Below are 17,956 nucleotides of genomic sequence, written 5' to 3'. Positions count from 1 at the left end.
ATGGATTGCTTCGCGGCTCACGCTCCTCGCAGTGACGGAGGGTGACGGAAACAGATAGATGCGAACGAGAGATGCAGGGGCATCAGGTTTAATGGGCAAGATCACAGGTTTCCTCGAGATCGACCGGAACGAACGCAAGTATGTGCCGGTCGCCGAGCGGTTGAAGCATTATCGCGAATTCGTCATTCCCTTGAGTGAGAAGGACACCCGCGACCAGGCCGCGCGGTGCATGAACTGCGGCATCCCCTATTGCCACGGCACCGGCTCGGTGGCGCCGGGCACGCCGGGCTGCCCGGTCAATAACCAGATCCCCGATTTCAACGACCTCGTCTACCAGGGCAACTGGGAAGAAGCCTCGCGCAACCTGCACTCGACCAACAATTTCCCGGAGTTCACTGGCCGCATCTGCCCGGCGCCGTGCGAGGCGTCCTGCACGCTCAACATCGACGACAACCCGGTCACCATCAAGACGATCGAATGCGCGATCGTCGACCGCGCCTGGGACAATGGCTGGCTGAAGCCGGAAGTCGCGCAGGCCAAGACCGGCAAGAAGGTCGCGATCGTCGGCTCCGGACCTGCGGGCCTTGCGGCCGCGCAGCAGCTCGCGCGCGCCGGCCATGACGTCCATGTCTACGAGAAGTTCGCCAAGGCCGGCGGATTGCTTCGTTACGGCATTCCCGACTTCAAGATGGAAAAGCATATCATCGACCGCCGCGTGGCGCAGATGGAGGCCGAGGGCGTGACGTTCCATTACGGCGTCCATATCGGCGGCGCTTCACAAGGCGCGATCGATCCGCGCGAGCTGCTCAACCAGTATGACGCGGTAGCCTTGACCGGCGGCGCCGAAGCCGGCCGCGATCTGCCGATCCCCGGCCGCGATCTCGACGGCATCCATTTTGCGATGGACTTCCTGCCGCAGCAGAACCGCCGCGTCTCCTCCGAGCCGCTCGGCGACGTCAAGGATATCCTGGCCGGCGGCAAGCATGTCGTCGTGATCGGCGGTGGCGACACCGGCTCCGACTGCATCGGAACTTCGTTCCGGCAGGGTGCGAAGTCCGTGACCCAGCTCGAGATCATGCCGGCGCCGCCCGAGCACGAGAACAAGGGCGTGACCTGGCCGAACTGGCCCTTGAAGATGCGGACCTCGTCGAGCCAGGCCGAGGGCGCGAGCCGCGAATACGCGGTGCTGACGCAAAAATTCTCGGGCGTCGACGGCAAGGTGCAAAAGCTGCACTGCGTGAAGGTCGACGACAAGTTCAAGCCGATTGCGGGCACCGAATTCGAGCTCGAAGCGCAGCTCGTGCTGCTCGCCATGGGCTTCGTGCACCCGGTGCACGACGGCATGCTGAAGACGCTCGGCGTCGACCTCGACCAGCGCGGCAACGTCCGCGCCAACATGGCCGACTACAAGACCTCGCTGCCGAACGTCTTCTCCGCCGGCGACATGCGCCGCGGACAGTCGCTGGTGGTTTGGGCAATCCGCGAAGGGCGCCTGTGCGCTCGGGCGATCGATCAGTATCTGATGGGGTCGACGACGCTGCCGCGGTAGCACAACACCCAAAGCTTTTTTGTGTTACCTCGTGTCCCGGACGCGGTGCAGCGTGTAACGCTGCTCCGCAGAGCCGGGACCCATGGCGCCGCTCGCATGGACCCCGGATCAGCAGCGCATCACTTCGTGCTGCGCAGCATCCGGGGAACGCACGCGGAGAGCCGAGCGCCTAGTTCTGCAGCCGCACCCCCAGCATCACCACCGTCGACGCCGTGCTATTCCCCTCCAGGTTCGAATCCAGCCAGTCGCGCCGCAGGGTACCCCTGAGCCAGACGTTGCGGTTCATCTTGTAGATGGCTTCGCCCGACACCGCGTAGATCTTGTCGCGCCTGGGATTGCCCTGATAGTCGAGCGAGCCCCAGGTGAACTTGCCGATCGCGGTCAGCCAGCGGCGGAAGTCGTGGTCGACTTCGACGGTGTAGACATGCGTCAGGACGCCCGACGTGCCTGGCAGCGTGGTCTCCGTGATCGTGGTGTCGGAATAGAATTTTGCCGTCGTCAGCGGCGTTGCGGTCCAGACCAGCGAGGACGAGACGAGCAGGCCTTCCAGGCGATCGAGCCTCGGATCGACATAGTCGCGCGCGGCATAGCCGACGGCGATTTCGCCGGTCAATAGCCGCGAGAATTCGAAGCTGGTGCCGCCCTTGACGTAGCCGCCACTGGAATCGCGCGCAAATCCGCTGCGGTCGAGCCTGACGTCATGCACGCGGCTGTCGCCCTGCACTTCCACGAACGGCTTTATGCCCGGCTTCAAGTCATAGCTGGCGCGGCCGACGCCGCCGTACTGGCTGAAATTGCGGTCGTCGTTGGTCGTTGAAGTGCCGTCGGTGAGCTTTGAATTGGTATAGTCGGTGCGGTCGACGGTGGCGCCAGCGGAAACCTGCAGCCGGTTGAAGCTCTGGTCGACGCCGATAGTCGTGCCAACCGTGGTGAGGATCGGATATCTGGCGAGACCGGCCTGCACGTTCGGGCTGCCGGGATTGTCGGTCGAGACGAACAAGCGTCCCTGCGCGGTCAGCCTCGTGTTCCGGCTGACGTCGAGCCGGCCGTCGACATGGCCGAGGAAGTTGGGCCGGTCGACATCGAGCGGCGCCGACAGCGGCGTGCCGTCGGCGTTCGGCGTGAGGTTGCTGGTATAGCCGGTGAAGGAGCCGCGGAGATCGGCCACCAGCGCATGGCGCTCCCAGTCGGAGATCACCAAAAATTCCGGCGCGATCACATAGAACGGCTTGCCTTGCGCCGGGGCGAGCCGGCCGGGATTGGTATCGTAGCCGCCGGAGAATTCGACCGCCGACTTGATCAGGAAGCTGCCGGCATAATCGCCGACCGCGCCGAACGGATCGTCATCGATCCTGAGACGCTTGCGCGGCGGCTGTCCCACCACCGTTCCCGCCATCGCTGGTGGGATCGGGGTTTTGTGCGCGGATTCCGATGGGGCAATCGACAGCCGAAACCGCGTGTTCGACGCAATCGGCGGCGGCGGACTACCGGGCCCGACCGGCGACTTCGGCTTCGCCTGCCCCGGATAATATTTCGGCTTCTTGCGCTTGCGGTTGAGCGAATCGTAGCCGATGTCGGCGGCGCCGCTCGCGGCCGGCAGACCGTATTTCGGGATCTGTCCGATCCGCGACGGCGCGGGCTTGTCGCTCTCTTGCAGCTTCGGGCTGTTGAGGGGATCGTTCACCTCCGCCGCCGTCCGGCGCAGCGGCGAATCCGGCGGCAGCATCTGACTGGTCCGCCTTGAGCTGAACAGGTCCGGCGTGAGGGTTTGCGCTCGCGCTGCGGCTCCGGTCAGGACGATCAGCGCAAGGCACGGCAAGGCTGCGCGGAAGAGGCGCGCGCGGCCGTTCCGGCCCGATGCTGGCCCCGCCATCACGATAAAATATACCCCAACAAAAACAGATACTTGGTGGACGAACGCCGAACGCTCGCGGAACACGTCGTTAATGGAGTTAAAACAATTATGGTTAATGAGCCGTTGAGGGCGGCAGCCCCGCGTCGCTTCGCCGGACGGCCCATGCTATGCAGGGGTTCGGGGCGCGAAGCCCCTCCTTCCCTGGGACAGACATGGCCAACCCGAATCCGCTGATGGTACAATCATCCGGCTCTGAACCCGCTGATGCCGCCGTCCAATCGGCGCTGCGCACGCTCGATGCCGAGGGCAGCGGCATCGCCGCGATCGCGGCGGCGCTGCAGTCCGACCTTCGCGCACCCTTTGTCGCCGCCGTCGATCTGATCCGGAACGCCAAGGGACGGCTGATCGTCACCGGGCTCGGCAAGTCGGGCCATATCGGCCGCAAGATCGCCGCGACCTTCGCCTCCACCGGCACGCCCGCCTTCTTTGTCCATGCGGCCGAAGCGAGCCATGGCGACCTCGGCATGATCACGCCGGACGACGTCATCCTGGCGCTATCGTGGTCCGGCGAGCAGCCGGAGATGAAGAATCTGATCACCTATGCCAAGCGCTTCCGCATTTCCGTGATCGCCATGACGGCGGAGCGCGAATCTTCCCTCGCCAAGGCGGCCGGCATCGCGCTGACGCTGCCGAAGGCCCGTGAGGCCTGCCCGCACAATCTCGCGCCGACCACCTCCTCCCTGATGATGCTGGCGCTCGGCGACGCGCTGGCGATCGCATTGCTGGAAGGCCGCGGCTTTACCTCGGTCGATTTCAGCGTGCTGCATCCCGGCGGCAAGCTCGGCGCGCTCCTGAAATACACCCGCGACCTCATGCATACCGGCGACGCGGTGCCGCTGAAGCCGCTCGGCACCAGCATGTCCGAGGCGCTGGTCGAGATGACGTCCAAGGGCTTTGGCTGTGTCGGTATTGTCGACGCACGCGGACACATCGTCGGCATTGTCACCGACGGTGACCTGCGCCGCCATATGGGGCCGCAGCTCATGTCGGCCACCGTCGACGAGGTAATGACGAGGAATCCGAAGACGATCGACCGCGACGTGCTGGCCGGCGAGGCGCTGGAGATCCTCAACTCCTCGAAGATCACGACGCTGATCGTGACCGACGCCAGCAAGCCGATCGGCATCGTGCACCTGCACGATTTCCTGCGCGCGGGAGTGGCGTAACTCCCGACCTCTCCACGTCATTGCGAGAAGCGCAAGCGACGAAGCAATCCACCTATCCGTTATGCCGCGAGATGGATTGCTTCGCGGAGCCTGTCATCGGGCGCGCATTCGCGCGACCCGGTGGCTCGCAATGACGGGGTTAGGCCTTCGGAAACCGCACCGCGTTCTCCTCCAGCGGCAGTGCCAGTCCGTTCGCGAGATACGACACGGTGCGATAGAATCCGCACAGCAGGATGGTCTCGAATATTTTCGCCTCGTCGTAATGCGCCGATAGCGCCGCGAATTCGGCGTCATCAAGCGTGGCGCGCTCGTGCAGCGCGTCGATGGCGGCGATCAGGGCCTGCTCCGCTGGCGACCAGCATGCGTCGGTGGCGGCGCCGAGCACGGTGGCGCGGACCTGCGCTTCCGTCAGATGCGCGGCCTCCGCGAACGTCGTGACATGCACGCCCCATTCGTACTCGCAGCCTGTTCGCGCGCAGGTACGGTCGATGACGATCTCGCGCTCCCGCAAACTGAGCGGGCCGCGATCCAGCAGGCTGCCGGCGCGGAATTTCTCCCAGGCCCGCGCATTGCCCGCAATGACGCGAAACAGCACCAGCGGCGGCGCGCCGCGCATGATGCGGTCGAACTGCTCGGCAATGTCAGGTGCATAAGGCGGCTCAAGTGGCGCGATGCGCGGCACGGATTGTGACACGGCCAACCTCCATTGCTACTAATACAGTAGCAATGCTACACTTTTTGTAGCATAATGCAAGGAGATGATAGAGCGCTAAGCCGCCGCCACCGTCAGGCTGGCGCCATCGGCCTGCACCACCCTGACCCGGCTGCCAGCCGGCGCGTCAGGGCCGGCGACGCGCCAGACCGTGTCGTCGATCCGCACGGTGCCGGTGCCGCCGACGATCGGCTTTTCCAGCGTGAATTCCCGGCCGATCAGCGCCTTGGTCCGGTTGTTGAGAAACGGGTTGCTCAGGCTGCGGCTGCCCTCGCTGCGCGCAAAGTGCCGCCATGCCGGTACCGCGGCAACCGCGAACACCGCAAACATCAGGAGCTGCGTCTGCCAGGACGGGCTGATCGCAAACGACACGAGCCCGACCAATAGCGCCGCGAGCCCGAGCCAGAACATGAAGACACCCGGCGCGAGCAATTCCAGCGCCATCAGGACGAAGCCGAAGATCAGCCAATTCCAGGTGCCTAACGTCGAAAATATGTCGGTCATGACACGAACCTCTAATCGATCTTCCAGATCAAGCTCTCACCGCTGCGGCGTGACCGGCGGTGGGGTGGGACCGGTGTTCGGCACCGACGATGTCCGCCGTGCAGCGGCCGCAGCGGAAGCGGCACTTTCGCCAAACGTCGCCTTGGCGATCTCCCCGATGCCGGCGAGCGAGGACAGCACGCTAGTGGCTTCCAGCGGGATCATCAGGATCTTCTGGTTCGGCGAATCCGCGAACTGTCCGAACGCCTTGATGTACTTGTCGGCGATAAAATAGTTCAACGCTGCGACGTCGCCCTTGGCGATGGACTCGGAGACCATCTGCGTCGCCTTGGCTTCCGCCTCCGCCAGGCGCTCGCGCGCCTCGGCGTCGCGGAAGGCGGCTTCGCGGCGGCCTTCGGCCTGCAAAATCTGCCCCTGTTTGGCGCCTTCGGCGCGCAAAATCTCCGACTGGCGCTGGCCCTCGGCCTGCAGAATGTCGGCGCGCTTGACGCGCTCGGCCTTCATCTGCCGGCCCATCGCTTCCACCAGGTCGGCCGGCGGCACGATGTCCTTGATCTCGATGCGGTTGACCTTGAGCCCCCATGGCGAGACGGCTGCGTCGACCACGCGCAGCAGCCGCTCGTTGATCTCGTCGCGATGCGACAGCACCTGGTCGAGGTCCATCGAACCCATCACCGAGCGGATGTTGGTCATGGTCAAAACGATGATGGCCTGCTCGAGATTGGCGACCTCGTAGCTCGCTTTCGCGGCGTCGAACACCTGGAAGAACGCGACGCCATCCACCGTCACGGTGGCGTTGTCCTTGGTGATCACCTCCTGCTCGGGAATGTTGATCACCTGCTCCATCATGTTCATCTTGCGGCCGACGCGGTCGAAATAGGGAATGATGAGGTTCAACCCCGGCGACAGCGTGCGGGTGTATTTGCCGAACCGCTCGATGGTCCAATCATAGCCCTGCGGCACCGTTTTGACGCCCGCGAACAATGTGGCAATGACAAGTAGAACAAAGGCAATCGCGAAAATGTCGAAGCCACTCATAAAGTCCCTCCAAGGCCGGCACGGTGCGTTGCCCGGCACGATCTCTCATTTGTCTGCAACGGCGTAGGCCCGGTTCAGCCGGCGGTTCTCAGTTTATGGTTATATAGCTAGGGAATAGTTTGCGGGCCACCAGATGTTCTTGGGCTCCGAACGGCGAGTGGTTGTTGATGTGGTTAAATCCAGCCTTGAAGCTCGCGCAAAACGAGTTGGCGGATGACGTCCATGCCGGGCTCGCTGTCGTTCAGACAGGGAATTGCGGAAAACTGCTCGCCGCCGTTGTGCCTGAAGATCTCGGCGTTTTCCTGCGCGATCTCCTCCAGCGTCTCCAGGCAATCGGCGGAGAAGCCGGGCGTCACCACCACAATGCGTTTCACGCCATCTTTCGCCAATTTTTCGATGGTCTTGTCGGTGTAGGGCTGCAGCCACTTGTCGCTGCCGAAGCGCGATTGAAATGTCAGGATCAGCTTGGCGGCATCAAGGCCCAACCGCTTGCGCAAGCTTTCCGTGGTTGCGACGCACTGCGCGTAATAGGGATCGCCCTTGTCGACGTATTTCTGCGGCATACCGTGAAACGACGCCACGATCAGTTCGGGCTGGAACGGCAGGGCCGCCAGATGTTCTGACATCGAGACGGCGAGCGCTTCGATGTACTCGGGATTGTCGTAATAAGGCGGGCTCACCCGCAGCGTCGGCTGCGCACGCATGTCGGCGAGCGCGCGAAACACCTCGTCACAGACCGTCGCCGAGGTCGCCGCGGAATATTGCGGATAGAGCGGCACCACCAGCAGGCGATCGCAGCCTTGCGCAGCCAGGGCATCGATCCGCGAGCGGATCGATGGATTGCCATAGCGCATCGCCCAATCGACCACGACGTGCTCGCGATCGGCGATCGCCGCCGCGAGCTTTTCGGCCTGCGACCGGGTGATGGTCTTGAGCGGGGATTCGCCTCTCTCGGCATTCCAGATCTTCTGGTAGTCGCGCGCCTTCCTGGCCGGACGCACCCGCAGAATGATGCCGTTGAGGATCGCTTTCCAGACGAGGCCCTGATCCTCGATCACGCGGGGGTCGGAGAGGAATTCCTTCAGATAGACCCGCACCCCCTGGGCATCGGCGGTATCAGGCGTGCCGAGATTGACCAGCAGCACGCCGATGCGTTGCTCCAGGGCTGCCGGTGCCGTTGCATTGCCAAGGGGGACGACCGCGGTCATGATTTCGATGGCTTCGCGCGTTGCACTATCCTTGTCAAGATAACCGCCGGTTCGCTACGCTTGCCAAATGGCCGCGGGGCGCGCGTGCGCGGGGAGGAACCATGACGATCGCCGAATGGTGCGTTTTCGGAACGGTGCTGCTGTACTTGCTGACGATCGCATCGGTCAAATGGGCCGCCTACGGCCGCTTCGACAATGCCAAGCCGCGCGATCCCGCCTTCTACCAGGACCCGATCCGCGCCCGCGCCCTTGGCGCGCATCAAAACGGCATCGAGGCCTTTCCATTCTTTGCAGTCGCCGTGCTGCTGGCGGAGTTTCGGCTCGGGCCGCAGCGGCTGATCGACGAACTCGCGATTCTGTTCGTGATCGTGCGGATCGCCTATGTCTTCACCTATCTCGGCAACCGCCCGACGCTGCGCTCGATCCTCTGGAGCATCGGCTTCGCGATCAATATCGCGATCTTCTTTCTGCCGGCGATCAAGGAGTATTTGCCGGTGTGAGGTTGGCTTATCGCCGGATGAATTGCTGTCGTCCCTGCGAACGCAGGGACCCATAACCACCGTCGCCAATTGTTGAGGGAGAGTCGTCGACCATCCCGACAAGACAACATCCGCCGCGGCGTATGGGTCCCTGCGTTCGCACTAGGGCATGCACACATTTCTGAGGCTCCATCCGGCAGCGACGGCGTGGAAGTATTCCAGGCCGTGTTTGAAGGTAATTGGACCGGGCGGTTTGGATGACGGGTAGCCGTCCCAGCCGCCGAGCCGACCGATGATCCGGGCAGCCCAGGCAAGGCTATCGGATGGATGCGGGTTGCTCAGGCGTATGGTTTTGGCCTCAAGCTGTGCGTTAAGGGCAGTGAGCGCCGCAACTTCATCGGCATTGAAGGCGAGGCTGGCGGGTTGCTTGCCGCGGCCATCGCGCGCCTGCAAGAGTTGGACGGTGATGACCGCCGCCTTGGCGGCGATGGCGACCAGCTTGAGGAGACGCTCGGCTGAGCCGATCTGACTGTCTTCGAGTTTGAAGCCTTGCGTCTTGAGGACGCGGAAGAACTGTTCGATCAGCCAGCGCCGCTTGTACCATTCGACGATGCGCCAGGCCTCTTCTTTGCTGGTTACCGGGTGGGTGGTGAGAAGCCGCCAATGAAGGGGCTCGACGCCAGCTTCGGGATTGGGTTCACGGACGTCGACCACATATAGCGGCAAGCTCTTAGGCAGATGGCGCAGGAACTTGGTCTGCGGTCGAGCCAGTTCGATCACACCAAAGCGCAGTTCGAGATTTGCGACACGCTCCGGCCGTTGCACTCGCGCGGGCAGCCAGACGGCACGCCGGTCTGTCACAGCTATGCGCTCAATGGCTGCGTACAAACTGGTGTCGTCCGCGAGCTTGCGATCATGCATGCTGCGGACGATCACATGGAAGTGTTCCTCAGCCGCGCTCGCATAAAGCGCGAAGATGTCGCTCTCGCGATCGCCAATCACGGTGACCATGGCAGCGCCGGCCAGCAACGGCTTGGCTGCAAGGGCGGTGCTGATCCAGCGCTGCGATTCCTTGTCCGACAAGTCGCGCCGGTCGTGTGAGACGGTGCGGCGGCCCTTGCGCGTCCACGCCTGGCCGCTCAACAGGCCAAGGCAGGTGCCGTCGTCGGCATCCACTGCCAGCAGGGGATGGAGTAGCACGCCGTGGACGTTGCCCTTGGCGGTCTCTCCGAGACCGCGGCGGCGCCGCGCCGTGGGATGGAAGTTGATCTCGCTGGTGTCCTGGATCGCCAATACGTGGCGGCCTTCGACCGCTGCGACTGTGCTTTCACCCCAGCTTTCGATGATCTGCTCCGTTGTCACCTTGGGATTGCGCAGGAAGCGGTTGAACCGCACCTCGAGCGCCCGATCGCCCTTCGAAAGTCGCCGCAAACACACATCTTTGCCCGCGACCATGCATTCGAGCAGCGCCGCCCCCCTTTATCAAGGCGGAGATCCCCGAACCGACCCAGCGTCCAATTAATCTGTGACAACATGCCGACACCTCTGCCAAAGCCGAAGTGCCGAAATAGGAATCACACGACTTCCCGATTCTGGAATCCTTGCAGCAGGCCTGAGTCAATCCGCCGCACCTGAACTAGATGTGTGCATGCCCTAGTGCGTTCGCAGGGACGACGGAGATGGCACAGTCGGTGACGGATGGCGGGCACATCGCTAGCGCGCCTTTGCCCACCCTACGATGTCGAGGACGACTTGGCTCAGCCCAGATGCCGCTCCCGCGTCGCGATCAAATCCCGAATCTCCTTTGATATCGGGACCGGGCGATGCGTCTTCTGATCGGTGTTGACCCAGACGCTCTCGCCGGTCACGAGCGCATCACCGACACCTTTCAGGAAGATCGCGAGTTCGAAGGTGAGGCTCGAATTGCCGATCCGCGCCACCCGCGCGCCGACGTCGAGCTCCCAGTCGAACCGGACCGGCGCCTTGTATTCGATGACGGATTTGACGACGTGGAAATCGACGCCGGATTTCTTGGCGTCGGCATATTGGTCATAGCCGAGCGCACGAAAATACTCGGTGATGGTGGTGTCAAAATAGGTCAGGTAATGCGCGTTGAAGACGACGCCCTGGCCGTCGATCTCGGAGTAGCGCACCCGGAACGGGTGGAAGAACCAGAATTGCTCGCGTGACATGGGATTTCCCGGCTTTGCGTGGTTGTCGCGTGGATCAGAGGCACGTCGCGCGTTCGGCGGCGAGGTAGCCGAACAACAGGCCGAGGCCGAACAAGAGCACCAGGCCGGCGGCGCCGAATTCGATGCCGCGCATGATCAGCGCGCCGCCGCCCTCGCGCCCGGCGCTCAGCCGCTTTGCCAGACCCTTCGCCGATACGGCGATCACGGCGATGGCGGCGACCGTGATCGCGGTCCCGAGGCCCATCACGAAGGTCGCGGCGATGCCGGCCAGGAACAGGCCCTGCGCCAGCGAGAACACCAGCACCAGGATGGCACCCGAGCAGGGTCGCATGCCCACCGCAAAGATCGTCCCCAAGCCGCGCCGCCAGCCGCCGGGACCGGCGAGTTGGTCCGGTGTCGGCCCGTGCGAATGGCCGCAATGCTCGTCATGAACATGGGCATGGCCGTGATGATCGCCGTGATCATGGTGATGGTGATGGGCGTGGTCATGATCGTGACGATGAGCCGTGGCCGATGCCATCGCCAGCTCCGGCTTCGCCTGCAGCGCGCGCATAAAGCCGCCGCCCTTGGTCCAGACCAGCCGCGCGCCGAGCGCCGCGATCAGCGCGTAGCTGACGATCTCGATCGCCTTCTCCGCAGAGCACATCGTCTTGGCCGTGGAAGAGAGCAGCCAGGCGAAGACGGCCACGATCGCGACCGCCACCAACGCCTGCAACAAAGCCGAGGCGAACGACAGCACGATGCCGCGCCGCGCGGTTTCCTCATTGGCGACAAGATAGGACGAGATCACCGCCTTGCCGTGGCCGGGGCCGGCGGCATGAAAAATGCCGTAAGCAAAGGAGATTCCAAGCAGCGTCCAGACCGCGCTGCCGTCCGATTTCGCCGCGCGGATGGTGGCGGACATTTCGCGGTAGAATTCGGATTGCTTGGCCAAAATCCATCCGATCACGCCGCCGACCTGCGGCTCGGCCGCGGGACGTGGACCACCGAACGGATTCTGCGCCATCAGCGCATGCAAGGCAGCATCGAAAATCACAACGGCCGCGATCGCCGCGGCCGTCATTGCGATACCTCGCGCGAGGCTCGTGGGGAGCATCCGCCTCATGGGCAGTTCACCGTGACCTTGTTGGCGAACATCGCGCCATAATTGGAATTGTCGCCGTTCAAGAAATTCTGCTCGTTCAGGCGCTGGGTGTTGGCGGTCTCGTCGTTCGGCCGCTGGAACTGCATCTGGCAGGCGGCGGGCGCACCGATCAGCTTGATCGGGTCCTTGTCGTCGAACTTGAAGTCGATGAAGTAGGAGGGGTCGAACACTTCCAGCGCCAACTGCTTCGAGGTCGCCGGCGCCTTCAACGGCAGCACGAAATGCAGCGTCAGCGCGCTGTCCTTGTATTCGAGATAATAGTCGACCGGCTCCTCGAACTTCGCCTTCTTGCCGTCGGCTTTGGCGAAGGTGAAATAGGCGAAGTCCTTCAGCGACTCGACATTGGTCTGCGCCAGCGGCGCCAGTTCCTCGCGGGTGTAGACGCCCTTGGTCTTGGTCGCGACGCCCTGCAGCGCGTAGGTCGAGAACATGTCATCGAACGTCCAGGCGTGACGCACGCCCGTCATCGCCCCGTCGGGTGCGTAGACCACCTCACTCCTGGCGGTGATCCAGACATGGGGATGGGCCTCGGCCGCGGCTGTGCCGAGCGACAACGCGACGATCAAGCCGAACAATCCGAACATTCCACGTAACACGTCATTCCTCCGAACGCGGGGACCGATACGCCGTGTCGTCTCTGTTTGGCAATGTGGCAAAGGCTATTCCTTCACAACGAACATCAGAGGTTATAGGTCCCTGCGTTCGCAGGGACGACTCGTGGAAGCGGCGCCGGCTGATCAGGCCGCCGGCGTTGCTTCGAGCAGGCCGCGACGGCGCAACAGCGCGTCGGCCTCCGGCTCGCGGCCGCGGAAGGCGACATAGGCGTCCTCGGGGTCGCGCGAGCCGCCCGACGAATAGATGTCATCGTGCAGGCGTTTTGCCACCGCGGGATCGAAGATGTCGCCGGCCTCCTCGAACGCGCCGAAGGCGTCGGCGTCCATCACTTCCGACCACATGTAGCTGTAATAGCCCGATGCGTAATGATCGCCGGAGAAGATGTGGCCGAATTGGGTCGGCCGGTGGCGCAGCGCGATTTCGGCGGGCATGCCGATCTTCTCCAGCTCCGCCTTTTCGAACGCCGCCACGTCGCGGCTGGCAGCGGCCGGCTGGGTGTGGAATTCGAGATCGACCAGCGCCGAGGAGACGAACTCCACGGTGGCAAAGCCCTGGTTGAATTTTCGCGCGGCGAGGAAGCGCTGCAGCAGGTCGTCCGGCAGCGGCTCGCCGGTTTGGTAGTGCTTGGCGAACTGCCGCAGCACCTGCGGCTGCTCCTGCCAATGCTCGTAGAGCTGCGAGGGCAGCTCGACGAAATCGGTGAACACGGATGTCCCCGACAGCGAGGGATAAGTGACGTTGGACAGCATGCCGTGCAGGCCGTGGCCGAACTCGTGGAACAGGGTGCACGCATCGTCGGGCGACAGCAGCGACGGCTGGCCGTCCGCGCCCTTGGCGAAATTGCAGACATTGATGATCAGCGGGGCGATATCGACGTCGAGCTTCTGCTGGTCCCGCAGCGAGGTCATCCAGGCGCCGGAGCGCTTTGAGGGTCTGGCGAAATAATCGCCATAGAACAGCGCCTTGTGCTTGCCGGCGGCGTCCTTGACCTCCCAGACTCGGACATCCGGATGCCAGACCGGAATGTCCTTGCGCTCGGAGAAGGTGATCCCGAACAGGCGGGTGGCGCAGTCGAAGGCGGCCTCGATCATGTGGTCGAGCACCAGATAGGGCTTTATCGCCGCGTCGTCGAAATCGGCCCGCCGCTGCCGCAGCTTTTCGGCGTAGTAGCGCCAATCCCACGGCGCCAGCGCGAAGTTGCCCTCCTCCGCGATCAGCGCCTGCAGCGCGTCGCGGTCGGCGAGCGCCTGGGCCCGGGCGGGCTTCCAGACCCGCTCCAGGAGGCTGCGCACCGCCTCCGGCGTCTTGGCCATGGAATCCTCCAGCCGGTAGGCGGCGTAGGTCGGAAAGCCCATGATCTTGGCGGCCTCCTCGCGGAGCGCGAGGATCTCGACGATGGTGGCGTTGTTGTCGTTGGCGTTGCCATTGTCGCCGCGCGCGGTGAAGGCCTTGAAGACCTTCTCGCGCAGGTCGCGGCGGGAGGAGCTCTTCAGGAACGGCTCGACCGAAGAGCGTGACAGCGTCACAATCGCCTTGCCCGCCATGCCGCGCTCTTCAGCGGCGGCCTTGGCCGCGGTGACGAAGGCCTCGGGAAGGCCGTCACGATCGTCCTCGCCGAGCTCCATGAACCAGTCCTGCTCGTCGCCGAGCAGATGGTGGCTGAACGAGGTGCCGAGCTGGGCCAGCCGCTCGTTGATCTCGGCCCGGCGCTTCTTGGCGACCTCGTCGAGGCCGGCGCCGGCGCGGTGGAAGTTGGTGTAGGTGCGCTCCAGGAGCCGCATCTGTTCGCCGGTCAGGCCGAGCGTGGCGCGGTTCTCGTGCAGCAGCGCAATGCGGCCGAACAGCACCGCGTTCATCATGATCGGGTTCCAGTGCCGCGCCATCCGCAAGGAGACTTCCTTGTCGATCTCCAGGATCGCCGGATTGGAGTGCGCCGAGACCAGGTCGTAGAACACGGCAGAGACCTTCGCGAGCAGCTTGCCCGAGCGCTCCAGCGCCGTGATGGTGTTGGCGAAGTCCGGCACCGAGGGATCATGGGTGATCGCCGCGATCTCGGCGGCGTGATCGGCAAAGGCCTGCTCGAAGGCGGGCAGGAAGTGTTCCGGCTGGATCTCGCTGAAGGGCGGTGTCTCGAATGGCGTCTGCCACGGCCGGAGCAGCGGGTTTTCGCCAGCTTCCGAAGGGGCCGCCGTCTGCAGGGTTTCTGACATCACAATTCCCGTTTTTGCCTCGTTTTCGTGGCTCGTTTTCTCGAGCTGAAACCGGTACCGATTTCGCTCGAAAACGCTCCAGAAGATGCGGCAATCTATAGCACGCGATGCGGCATTTTTGGGCCTTTTGCGCTTGATAGATGGGGCCTTTTCGGAGAGATTGCGCCCCTTGAACAGGACCTTTTTCATGAGCCCACAGCCCGCCTCCACATCCTCCCGCCGGATCGTCTGGCCGAGCGTCATCACCGTCATTTCGGCTGCGATCCTGATCGGCGCGGAAGTGTTCGGCGCGGCGTTTGCCGGCGGCTGGGCGCTCGCGATCCTGTTCGATCTCAACGACACCAGCGCGCACATTCTCCAGGCGGTGCTGTTCGGCATCGGCGTGCTGGTCATGGTGGCGTTCATCCGCGGCGCGCAGCGCATCGAGCCGTTCTCCAAGCGCGCCTGACGCGCGTTCAAGAAAGCGCTGCGGCACAGGCGCTGAAGCATTCATCGCCTGCCTGAGAAAATCTTAACTTCCATTCATGTTTGTCGTGAGCCGTGCGCGCTGCGAACGCTTTCGTAAGCACACGTCGGGGAAATTTGTCCCCAGCCTAAAAAAATTCTTGCGAAGCCGATTCAAAAGACTTATTTCCAGCCTTGCCCAATTTCGCACGTGCCTGTGGTCGTGTGTCAGTCGGTAGGTATCCGGACAAGAGGCCGGACAGCCGCCAAGGGATGAAGAACCGAGGGTCGTTTTTCGAAGCGGCCAGCATCTCTCTCAAGAGATGCCGTTGAAGGTCTCTCCATCCTTTGCAACCGTGACTGGCAGCCGGAGGCGAACCGGCGCACCCCGCTCTCAACGGGGGACGCGACTTAAAGCAACGACGGATCGGGCTTTTTTGGTCTCTACCGGCATTCCACCGCCGGCGCGGGCTACTGAAAAGGCTTGTCCTTCATTGCCAGGTGAGCGGGCGGGAAGATTCCCAACCAATCCACGGCAGCACAATTCGGTTCTTGAGTTCGAGGCTTCGTCGCGTCTCCATCGTGCGACAACGCCAAAGCACTCACGTCCGAGATCAAATTTGAACGGGACCCGTCGCTGGGCCGTTTGGAGGGGTGCTATGACCGAACGTATTCAGGAATTCCTGCGTAACCGCCGCAGCGAGGGCCAGGACACCGAGCCGTGCCTCGTCGTCGACCTCGAAGTCGTGCGCGACAACTACCAGACCTTCGCCAAGGCGCTGCCCGACAGCCGCGTGTTCTACGCGGTGAAGGCCAATCCTGCGCCCGAAGTGCTGTCGCTGCTCGCCTCCATGGGCTCCTGCTTCGACACCGCAACCGTTGCCGAAATCGAAATGGCGATGGCTGCCGGTGCGACGCCGGACCGTATCTCCTTTGGCAACACGATCAAGAAGGAGCGCGACATCGCGCGCGCCTTCGCGCTCGGCATTCGCCTGTTCGCAGTCGACTGCGCCGCCGAAGTCGAGAAGATCGCGCGTGCCGCTCCCGGCGCAAAGGTGTTCTGCCGCATCCTTTATGACTGCGCCGGCGCCGAATGGCCGCTGTCGCGGAAGTTCGGCTGCGACCCGGAGATGGCGGTCGAGGTGCTCGACCTCGCCAAGCGTCTGGGGCTGGAGCCGGTCGGCATCTCGTTTCATGTCGGCTCGCAGCAGCGCAAGGTGAAGGCGTGGGACCGCGCGCTGGCAATGGCCTCGACGGTGTTTCGGGACTGCGCGGAGCGAGGGATCAACCTGTCCATGGTCAACATGGGCGGCGGCTTCCCGACCAAGTACCTCAAGGACGTTCCTCCGGTCGTGCAGTACGGCCGGTCGATCTTCCGTGCGCTGCGCAAGCACTTCGGCAACCAGATCCCGGAGACCATCATCGAGCCGGGCCGCGGCATGGTCGGCAACGCCGGCATCATCGAGACCGAAGTCGTCCTGATCTCCAGGAAGAGCGACGAGGACGAGGTGCGCTGGGTGTATCTCGACATCGGCAAGTTCGGCGGTCTCGCCGAGACGATGGACGAGTCGATCCGCTACGCCATCCGCACGCCGCATGACGGTGCGGAGATGACGCCGTGCGTGCTCGCAGGTCCCACCTGCGATAGCGCCGACGTGCTGTACGAGAAGATGCCGTACCCGCTTCCGGTGACGCTCGAGATCGGCGACAAGCTGTTGATCGAAGGCACCGGGGCCTACACGTCGACCTACTCGTCGGTGGCGTTCAACGGCATCCCGCCGCTCAGGACCTACCACATCTGAGCTGCCTCTTTTTGAGGCTCGAATAGCGGGAGCCGGTGCGCCGGCTCCCTCCCCGTCATTTGCGAATTTTTGACAACGCTTTGCGCGGCAAGTTTGCCGTTGCGAGCGGGGACTGACGTGCCATGACTGCTTTGCGGAAGACCACCGTTGCCCTCATCCCCGATGCCGCTCCGTTTGCGATCCGCAGCGAGCGGGCCTCGGACGTCGCCGCGCGCGAGGCGCTGCTGGATGCCTGCTTTGGCGACAACCGCCATATGCGCGCCTGCCAGCGCCTGCGCGACGGACGCGCGCCCGCCGAAGGCCTTAGCCTTTCGGCTGTGAGCAGGGGCCGGCTGGTCGGTACGTTGCGGTTGTGGCACGTCAGCGCCGGGGGCATCCCGGCGCTCATGCTCGGCCCGCTGGCGGTGGAGGCTTCCTCCCGCCAGCTCGGGGTCGGGGCTGCGCTGATGGACCACGCGCTCGCGGCGGCGAAGGCGCGTGGCCATCGCGCGGTAGTCCTGCTGGGCGATGCGCCGTACTACTCCCGCTTCGGCTTCTGGGCCGCGAAGACCGGCGAGCTGTCGCTGCCGGGCGCTTTCGAGCGCGACCGGCTGCTCGGCCTGGAGTTTTGCGAAGGCGCGCTCGATGGCGCCTCTGGGATGATCGTTCCGACCGGTGCACGCTCGCCGAAAACAAAGGCAGTGCGGACCAGGAAGGCGAAGACCTTGCTCCTGCCGCGCGTGGCCTGAAAGCGATGTCGGAGTGCCCTCCCGCCGCCGTGCGCCCGCGCTGGCGCAGCGTTGTCACGACGGTCCTCCTGGTCATCATCTCGGTCATGATCGTCAGGGACATTCTCGTGCGTCGCTGGAGCGCCGGCGCGCCGCCGGCCTCCGACTTCACCTGGCATTCACGGTGACATCGCCAGGGGTTGCGCACGCCGGGGAAAAGCCCTTAAACCGCGCCCATCCCGCCGCCGGACCATTCCCAGGATCGTTCCCA

The 17,956-nt window shown here is 63.8% G+C and carries 17 protein-coding genes; 7 read left to right on the top strand and 10 right to left on the bottom strand.

The window, feature by feature from the left end:
- The first annotated feature begins 91 nt into the window (after window positions 1–91).
- Window positions 92–1,549 carry a glutamate synthase subunit beta gene (locus V1273_RS05565; RefSeq protein ID WP_334408967.1) on the top strand — a complete coding sequence of 486 codons (1,458 nt, stop codon included), beginning with the start codon at window positions 92–94 and terminating at the stop codon, window positions 1,547–1,549.
- 169 nt (window positions 1,550–1,718) lie between these two features.
- Here V1273_RS05565 and V1273_RS05560 read toward each other — a convergent pair whose 3' ends face one another.
- Window positions 1,719–3,422, bottom strand: a complete 1,704-nt coding sequence (locus V1273_RS05560) for an outer membrane beta-barrel protein (RefSeq protein WP_334408966.1) — start codon at window positions 3,420–3,422, stop codon at window positions 1,719–1,721.
- 194 nt (window positions 3,423–3,616) lie between these two features.
- Between V1273_RS05560 and V1273_RS05555 the strand changes: the two genes are divergently transcribed.
- The gene (locus tag V1273_RS05555; RefSeq protein WP_334366625.1) at window positions 3,617–4,630 is read left to right on the top strand and encodes a KpsF/GutQ family sugar-phosphate isomerase; all 1,014 of its coding nucleotides are present in this window, start codon (window positions 3,617–3,619) and stop codon (window positions 4,628–4,630) included.
- A gap of 139 nt (window positions 4,631–4,769) precedes the next feature.
- On the opposite strand, the gene V1273_RS05550 is transcribed toward V1273_RS05555, so the two are convergent.
- The 4 genes from V1273_RS05550 to hemH all read right to left on the bottom strand — a co-directional run bounded on the left by V1273_RS05550 (window position 4,770) and on the right by hemH (window position 8,092).
- A complete protein-coding gene (locus tag V1273_RS05550; protein WP_334366624.1) occupies window positions 4,770–5,324 on the bottom strand; it encodes a carboxymuconolactone decarboxylase family protein in 555 nt (184 codons plus the stop codon).
- Between the two features lie 75 nt (window positions 5,325–5,399).
- A complete protein-coding gene (locus tag V1273_RS05545) occupies window positions 5,400–5,846 on the bottom strand; it encodes an NfeD family protein (protein ID WP_334366623.1) in 447 nt (148 codons plus the stop codon).
- 36 nt (window positions 5,847–5,882) lie between these two features.
- Window positions 5,883–6,884, bottom strand: a complete 1,002-nt coding sequence (locus tag V1273_RS05540; RefSeq protein WP_065743724.1) for an SPFH domain-containing protein — start codon at window positions 6,882–6,884, stop codon at window positions 5,883–5,885.
- Window positions 6,885–7,057: 173 nt separating this feature from the next.
- The gene (gene hemH, locus V1273_RS05535) at window positions 7,058–8,092 is read right to left on the bottom strand and encodes a ferrochelatase (RefSeq protein ID WP_334408965.1); all 1,035 of its coding nucleotides are present in this window, start codon (window positions 8,090–8,092) and stop codon (window positions 7,058–7,060) included.
- Window positions 8,093–8,193: 101 nt separating this feature from the next.
- Between hemH and V1273_RS05530 the strand changes: the two genes are divergently transcribed.
- Window positions 8,194–8,592 (top strand): MAPEG family protein, encoded by a 399-nt coding sequence (locus V1273_RS05530; RefSeq protein ID WP_334366621.1) that lies wholly within the window; start codon window positions 8,194–8,196, stop codon window positions 8,590–8,592.
- Window positions 8,593–8,733: 141 nt separating this feature from the next.
- On the opposite strand, the gene V1273_RS05525 is transcribed toward V1273_RS05530, so the two are convergent.
- The 5 genes from V1273_RS05525 to V1273_RS05505 form a co-directional block, all read right to left on the bottom strand.
- The gene (locus tag V1273_RS05525) at window positions 8,734–10,026 is read right to left on the bottom strand and encodes an IS4 family transposase (RefSeq protein ID WP_334408964.1); all 1,293 of its coding nucleotides are present in this window, start codon (window positions 10,024–10,026) and stop codon (window positions 8,734–8,736) included.
- Window positions 10,027–10,328: 302 nt separating this feature from the next.
- The gene (locus V1273_RS05520) at window positions 10,329–10,763 is read right to left on the bottom strand and encodes an acyl-CoA thioesterase (protein WP_334408963.1); all 435 of its coding nucleotides are present in this window, start codon (window positions 10,761–10,763) and stop codon (window positions 10,329–10,331) included.
- A 34-nt stretch (window positions 10,764–10,797) separates the two neighbouring features.
- Complete coding sequence (locus V1273_RS05515; RefSeq protein ID WP_334408962.1) at window positions 10,798–11,868, bottom strand: nickel/cobalt transporter; 1,071 nt, start codon at window positions 11,866–11,868, stop codon at window positions 10,798–10,800.
- Entirely contained in the window at window positions 11,865–12,491 is a 627-nt protein-coding gene (locus tag V1273_RS05510; RefSeq protein ID WP_334412177.1) for a DUF1007 family protein, read from the bottom strand. Before V1273_RS05510 ends, V1273_RS05515 begins: the two co-directional genes overlap by 4 nt.
- Before the next feature lie 153 nt (window positions 12,492–12,644).
- Window positions 12,645–14,732: a M3 family metallopeptidase gene (locus V1273_RS05505; RefSeq protein ID WP_334408961.1), complete on the bottom strand. Its 2,088-nt coding sequence runs from the start codon at window positions 14,730–14,732 to the stop codon at window positions 12,645–12,647.
- Window positions 14,733–14,919: 187 nt separating this feature from the next.
- Here V1273_RS05505 and V1273_RS05500 point away from each other — a divergent pair, with 187 nt between their 5' ends.
- The 4 genes from V1273_RS05500 to V1273_RS05485 all read left to right on the top strand — a co-directional run bounded on the left by V1273_RS05500 (window position 14,920) and on the right by V1273_RS05485 (window position 17,873).
- On the top strand, window positions 14,920–15,180 hold the full coding sequence (locus V1273_RS05500) for a hypothetical protein (RefSeq protein WP_334366617.1): 261 nt from the start codon (window positions 14,920–14,922) through the stop codon (window positions 15,178–15,180).
- 655 nt (window positions 15,181–15,835) lie between these two features.
- Window positions 15,836–16,978 carry a type III PLP-dependent enzyme gene (locus V1273_RS05495; protein ID WP_334366616.1) on the top strand — a complete coding sequence of 381 codons (1,143 nt, stop codon included), beginning with the start codon at window positions 15,836–15,838 and terminating at the stop codon, window positions 16,976–16,978.
- A 122-nt stretch (window positions 16,979–17,100) separates the two neighbouring features.
- Window positions 17,101–17,706 carry a GNAT family N-acetyltransferase gene (locus V1273_RS05490; protein WP_334366615.1) on the top strand — a complete coding sequence of 202 codons (606 nt, stop codon included), beginning with the start codon at window positions 17,101–17,103 and terminating at the stop codon, window positions 17,704–17,706.
- Window positions 17,707–17,711: 5 nt separating this feature from the next.
- Window positions 17,712–17,873, top strand: a complete 162-nt coding sequence (locus tag V1273_RS05485) for a hypothetical protein (RefSeq protein WP_334366614.1) — start codon at window positions 17,712–17,714, stop codon at window positions 17,871–17,873.
- Window positions 17,874–17,956 lie beyond the last annotated feature (83 nt).

The sequence above is a fragment of the Bradyrhizobium sp. AZCC 1721 genome (assembly GCF_036924715.1).
Taxonomy (GTDB): Bacteria; Pseudomonadota; Alphaproteobacteria; order Rhizobiales; family Xanthobacteraceae; genus Bradyrhizobium.
This window is presented reverse-complemented; position numbering and strand designations above follow the sequence as displayed.

Coding starts and splice junctions, on each gene's coding strand:
- V1273_RS05565 (WP_334408967.1), top strand. CDS start 92: ATGGGCAAGATCACAGGTTTCCTCGAGATCGACCGGAACGAACGCAAG.
- V1273_RS05560 (WP_334408966.1), bottom strand. CDS start 3,422: ATGGCGGGGCCAGCATCGGGCCGGAACGGCCGCGCGCGCCTCTTCCGC.
- V1273_RS05555 (WP_334366625.1), top strand. CDS start 3,617: ATGGCCAACCCGAATCCGCTGATGGTACAATCATCCGGCTCTGAACCC.
- V1273_RS05545 (WP_334366623.1), bottom strand. CDS start 5,846: ATGACCGACATATTTTCGACGTTAGGCACCTGGAATTGGCTGATCTTC.
- V1273_RS05540 (WP_065743724.1), bottom strand. CDS start 6,884: ATGAGTGGCTTCGACATTTTCGCGATTGCCTTTGTTCTACTTGTCATT.
- hemH (WP_334408965.1), bottom strand. CDS start 8,092: ATGACCGCGGTCGTCCCCCTTGGCAATGCAACGGCACCGGCAGCCCTG.
- V1273_RS05530 (WP_334366621.1), top strand. CDS start 8,194: ATGACGATCGCCGAATGGTGCGTTTTCGGAACGGTGCTGCTGTACTTG.
- V1273_RS05525 (WP_334408964.1), bottom strand. CDS start 10,026: ATGGTCGCGGGCAAAGATGTGTGTTTGCGGCGACTTTCGAAGGGCGAT.
- V1273_RS05520 (WP_334408963.1), bottom strand. CDS start 10,763: ATGTCACGCGAGCAATTCTGGTTCTTCCACCCGTTCCGGGTGCGCTAC.
- V1273_RS05515 (WP_334408962.1), bottom strand. CDS start 11,868: ATGAGGCGGATGCTCCCCACGAGCCTCGCGCGAGGTATCGCAATGACG.
- V1273_RS05510 (WP_334412177.1), bottom strand. CDS start 12,491: ATGTTCGGATTGTTCGGCTTGATCGTCGCGTTGTCGCTCGGCACAGCC.
- V1273_RS05505 (WP_334408961.1), bottom strand. CDS start 14,732: ATGTCAGAAACCCTGCAGACGGCGGCCCCTTCGGAAGCTGGCGAAAAC.
- V1273_RS05500 (WP_334366617.1), top strand. CDS start 14,920: ATGAGCCCACAGCCCGCCTCCACATCCTCCCGCCGGATCGTCTGGCCG.
- V1273_RS05495 (WP_334366616.1), top strand. CDS start 15,836: ATGACCGAACGTATTCAGGAATTCCTGCGTAACCGCCGCAGCGAGGGC.
- V1273_RS05490 (WP_334366615.1), top strand. CDS start 17,101: ATGACTGCTTTGCGGAAGACCACCGTTGCCCTCATCCCCGATGCCGCT.
- V1273_RS05485 (WP_334366614.1), top strand. CDS start 17,712: ATGTCGGAGTGCCCTCCCGCCGCCGTGCGCCCGCGCTGGCGCAGCGTT.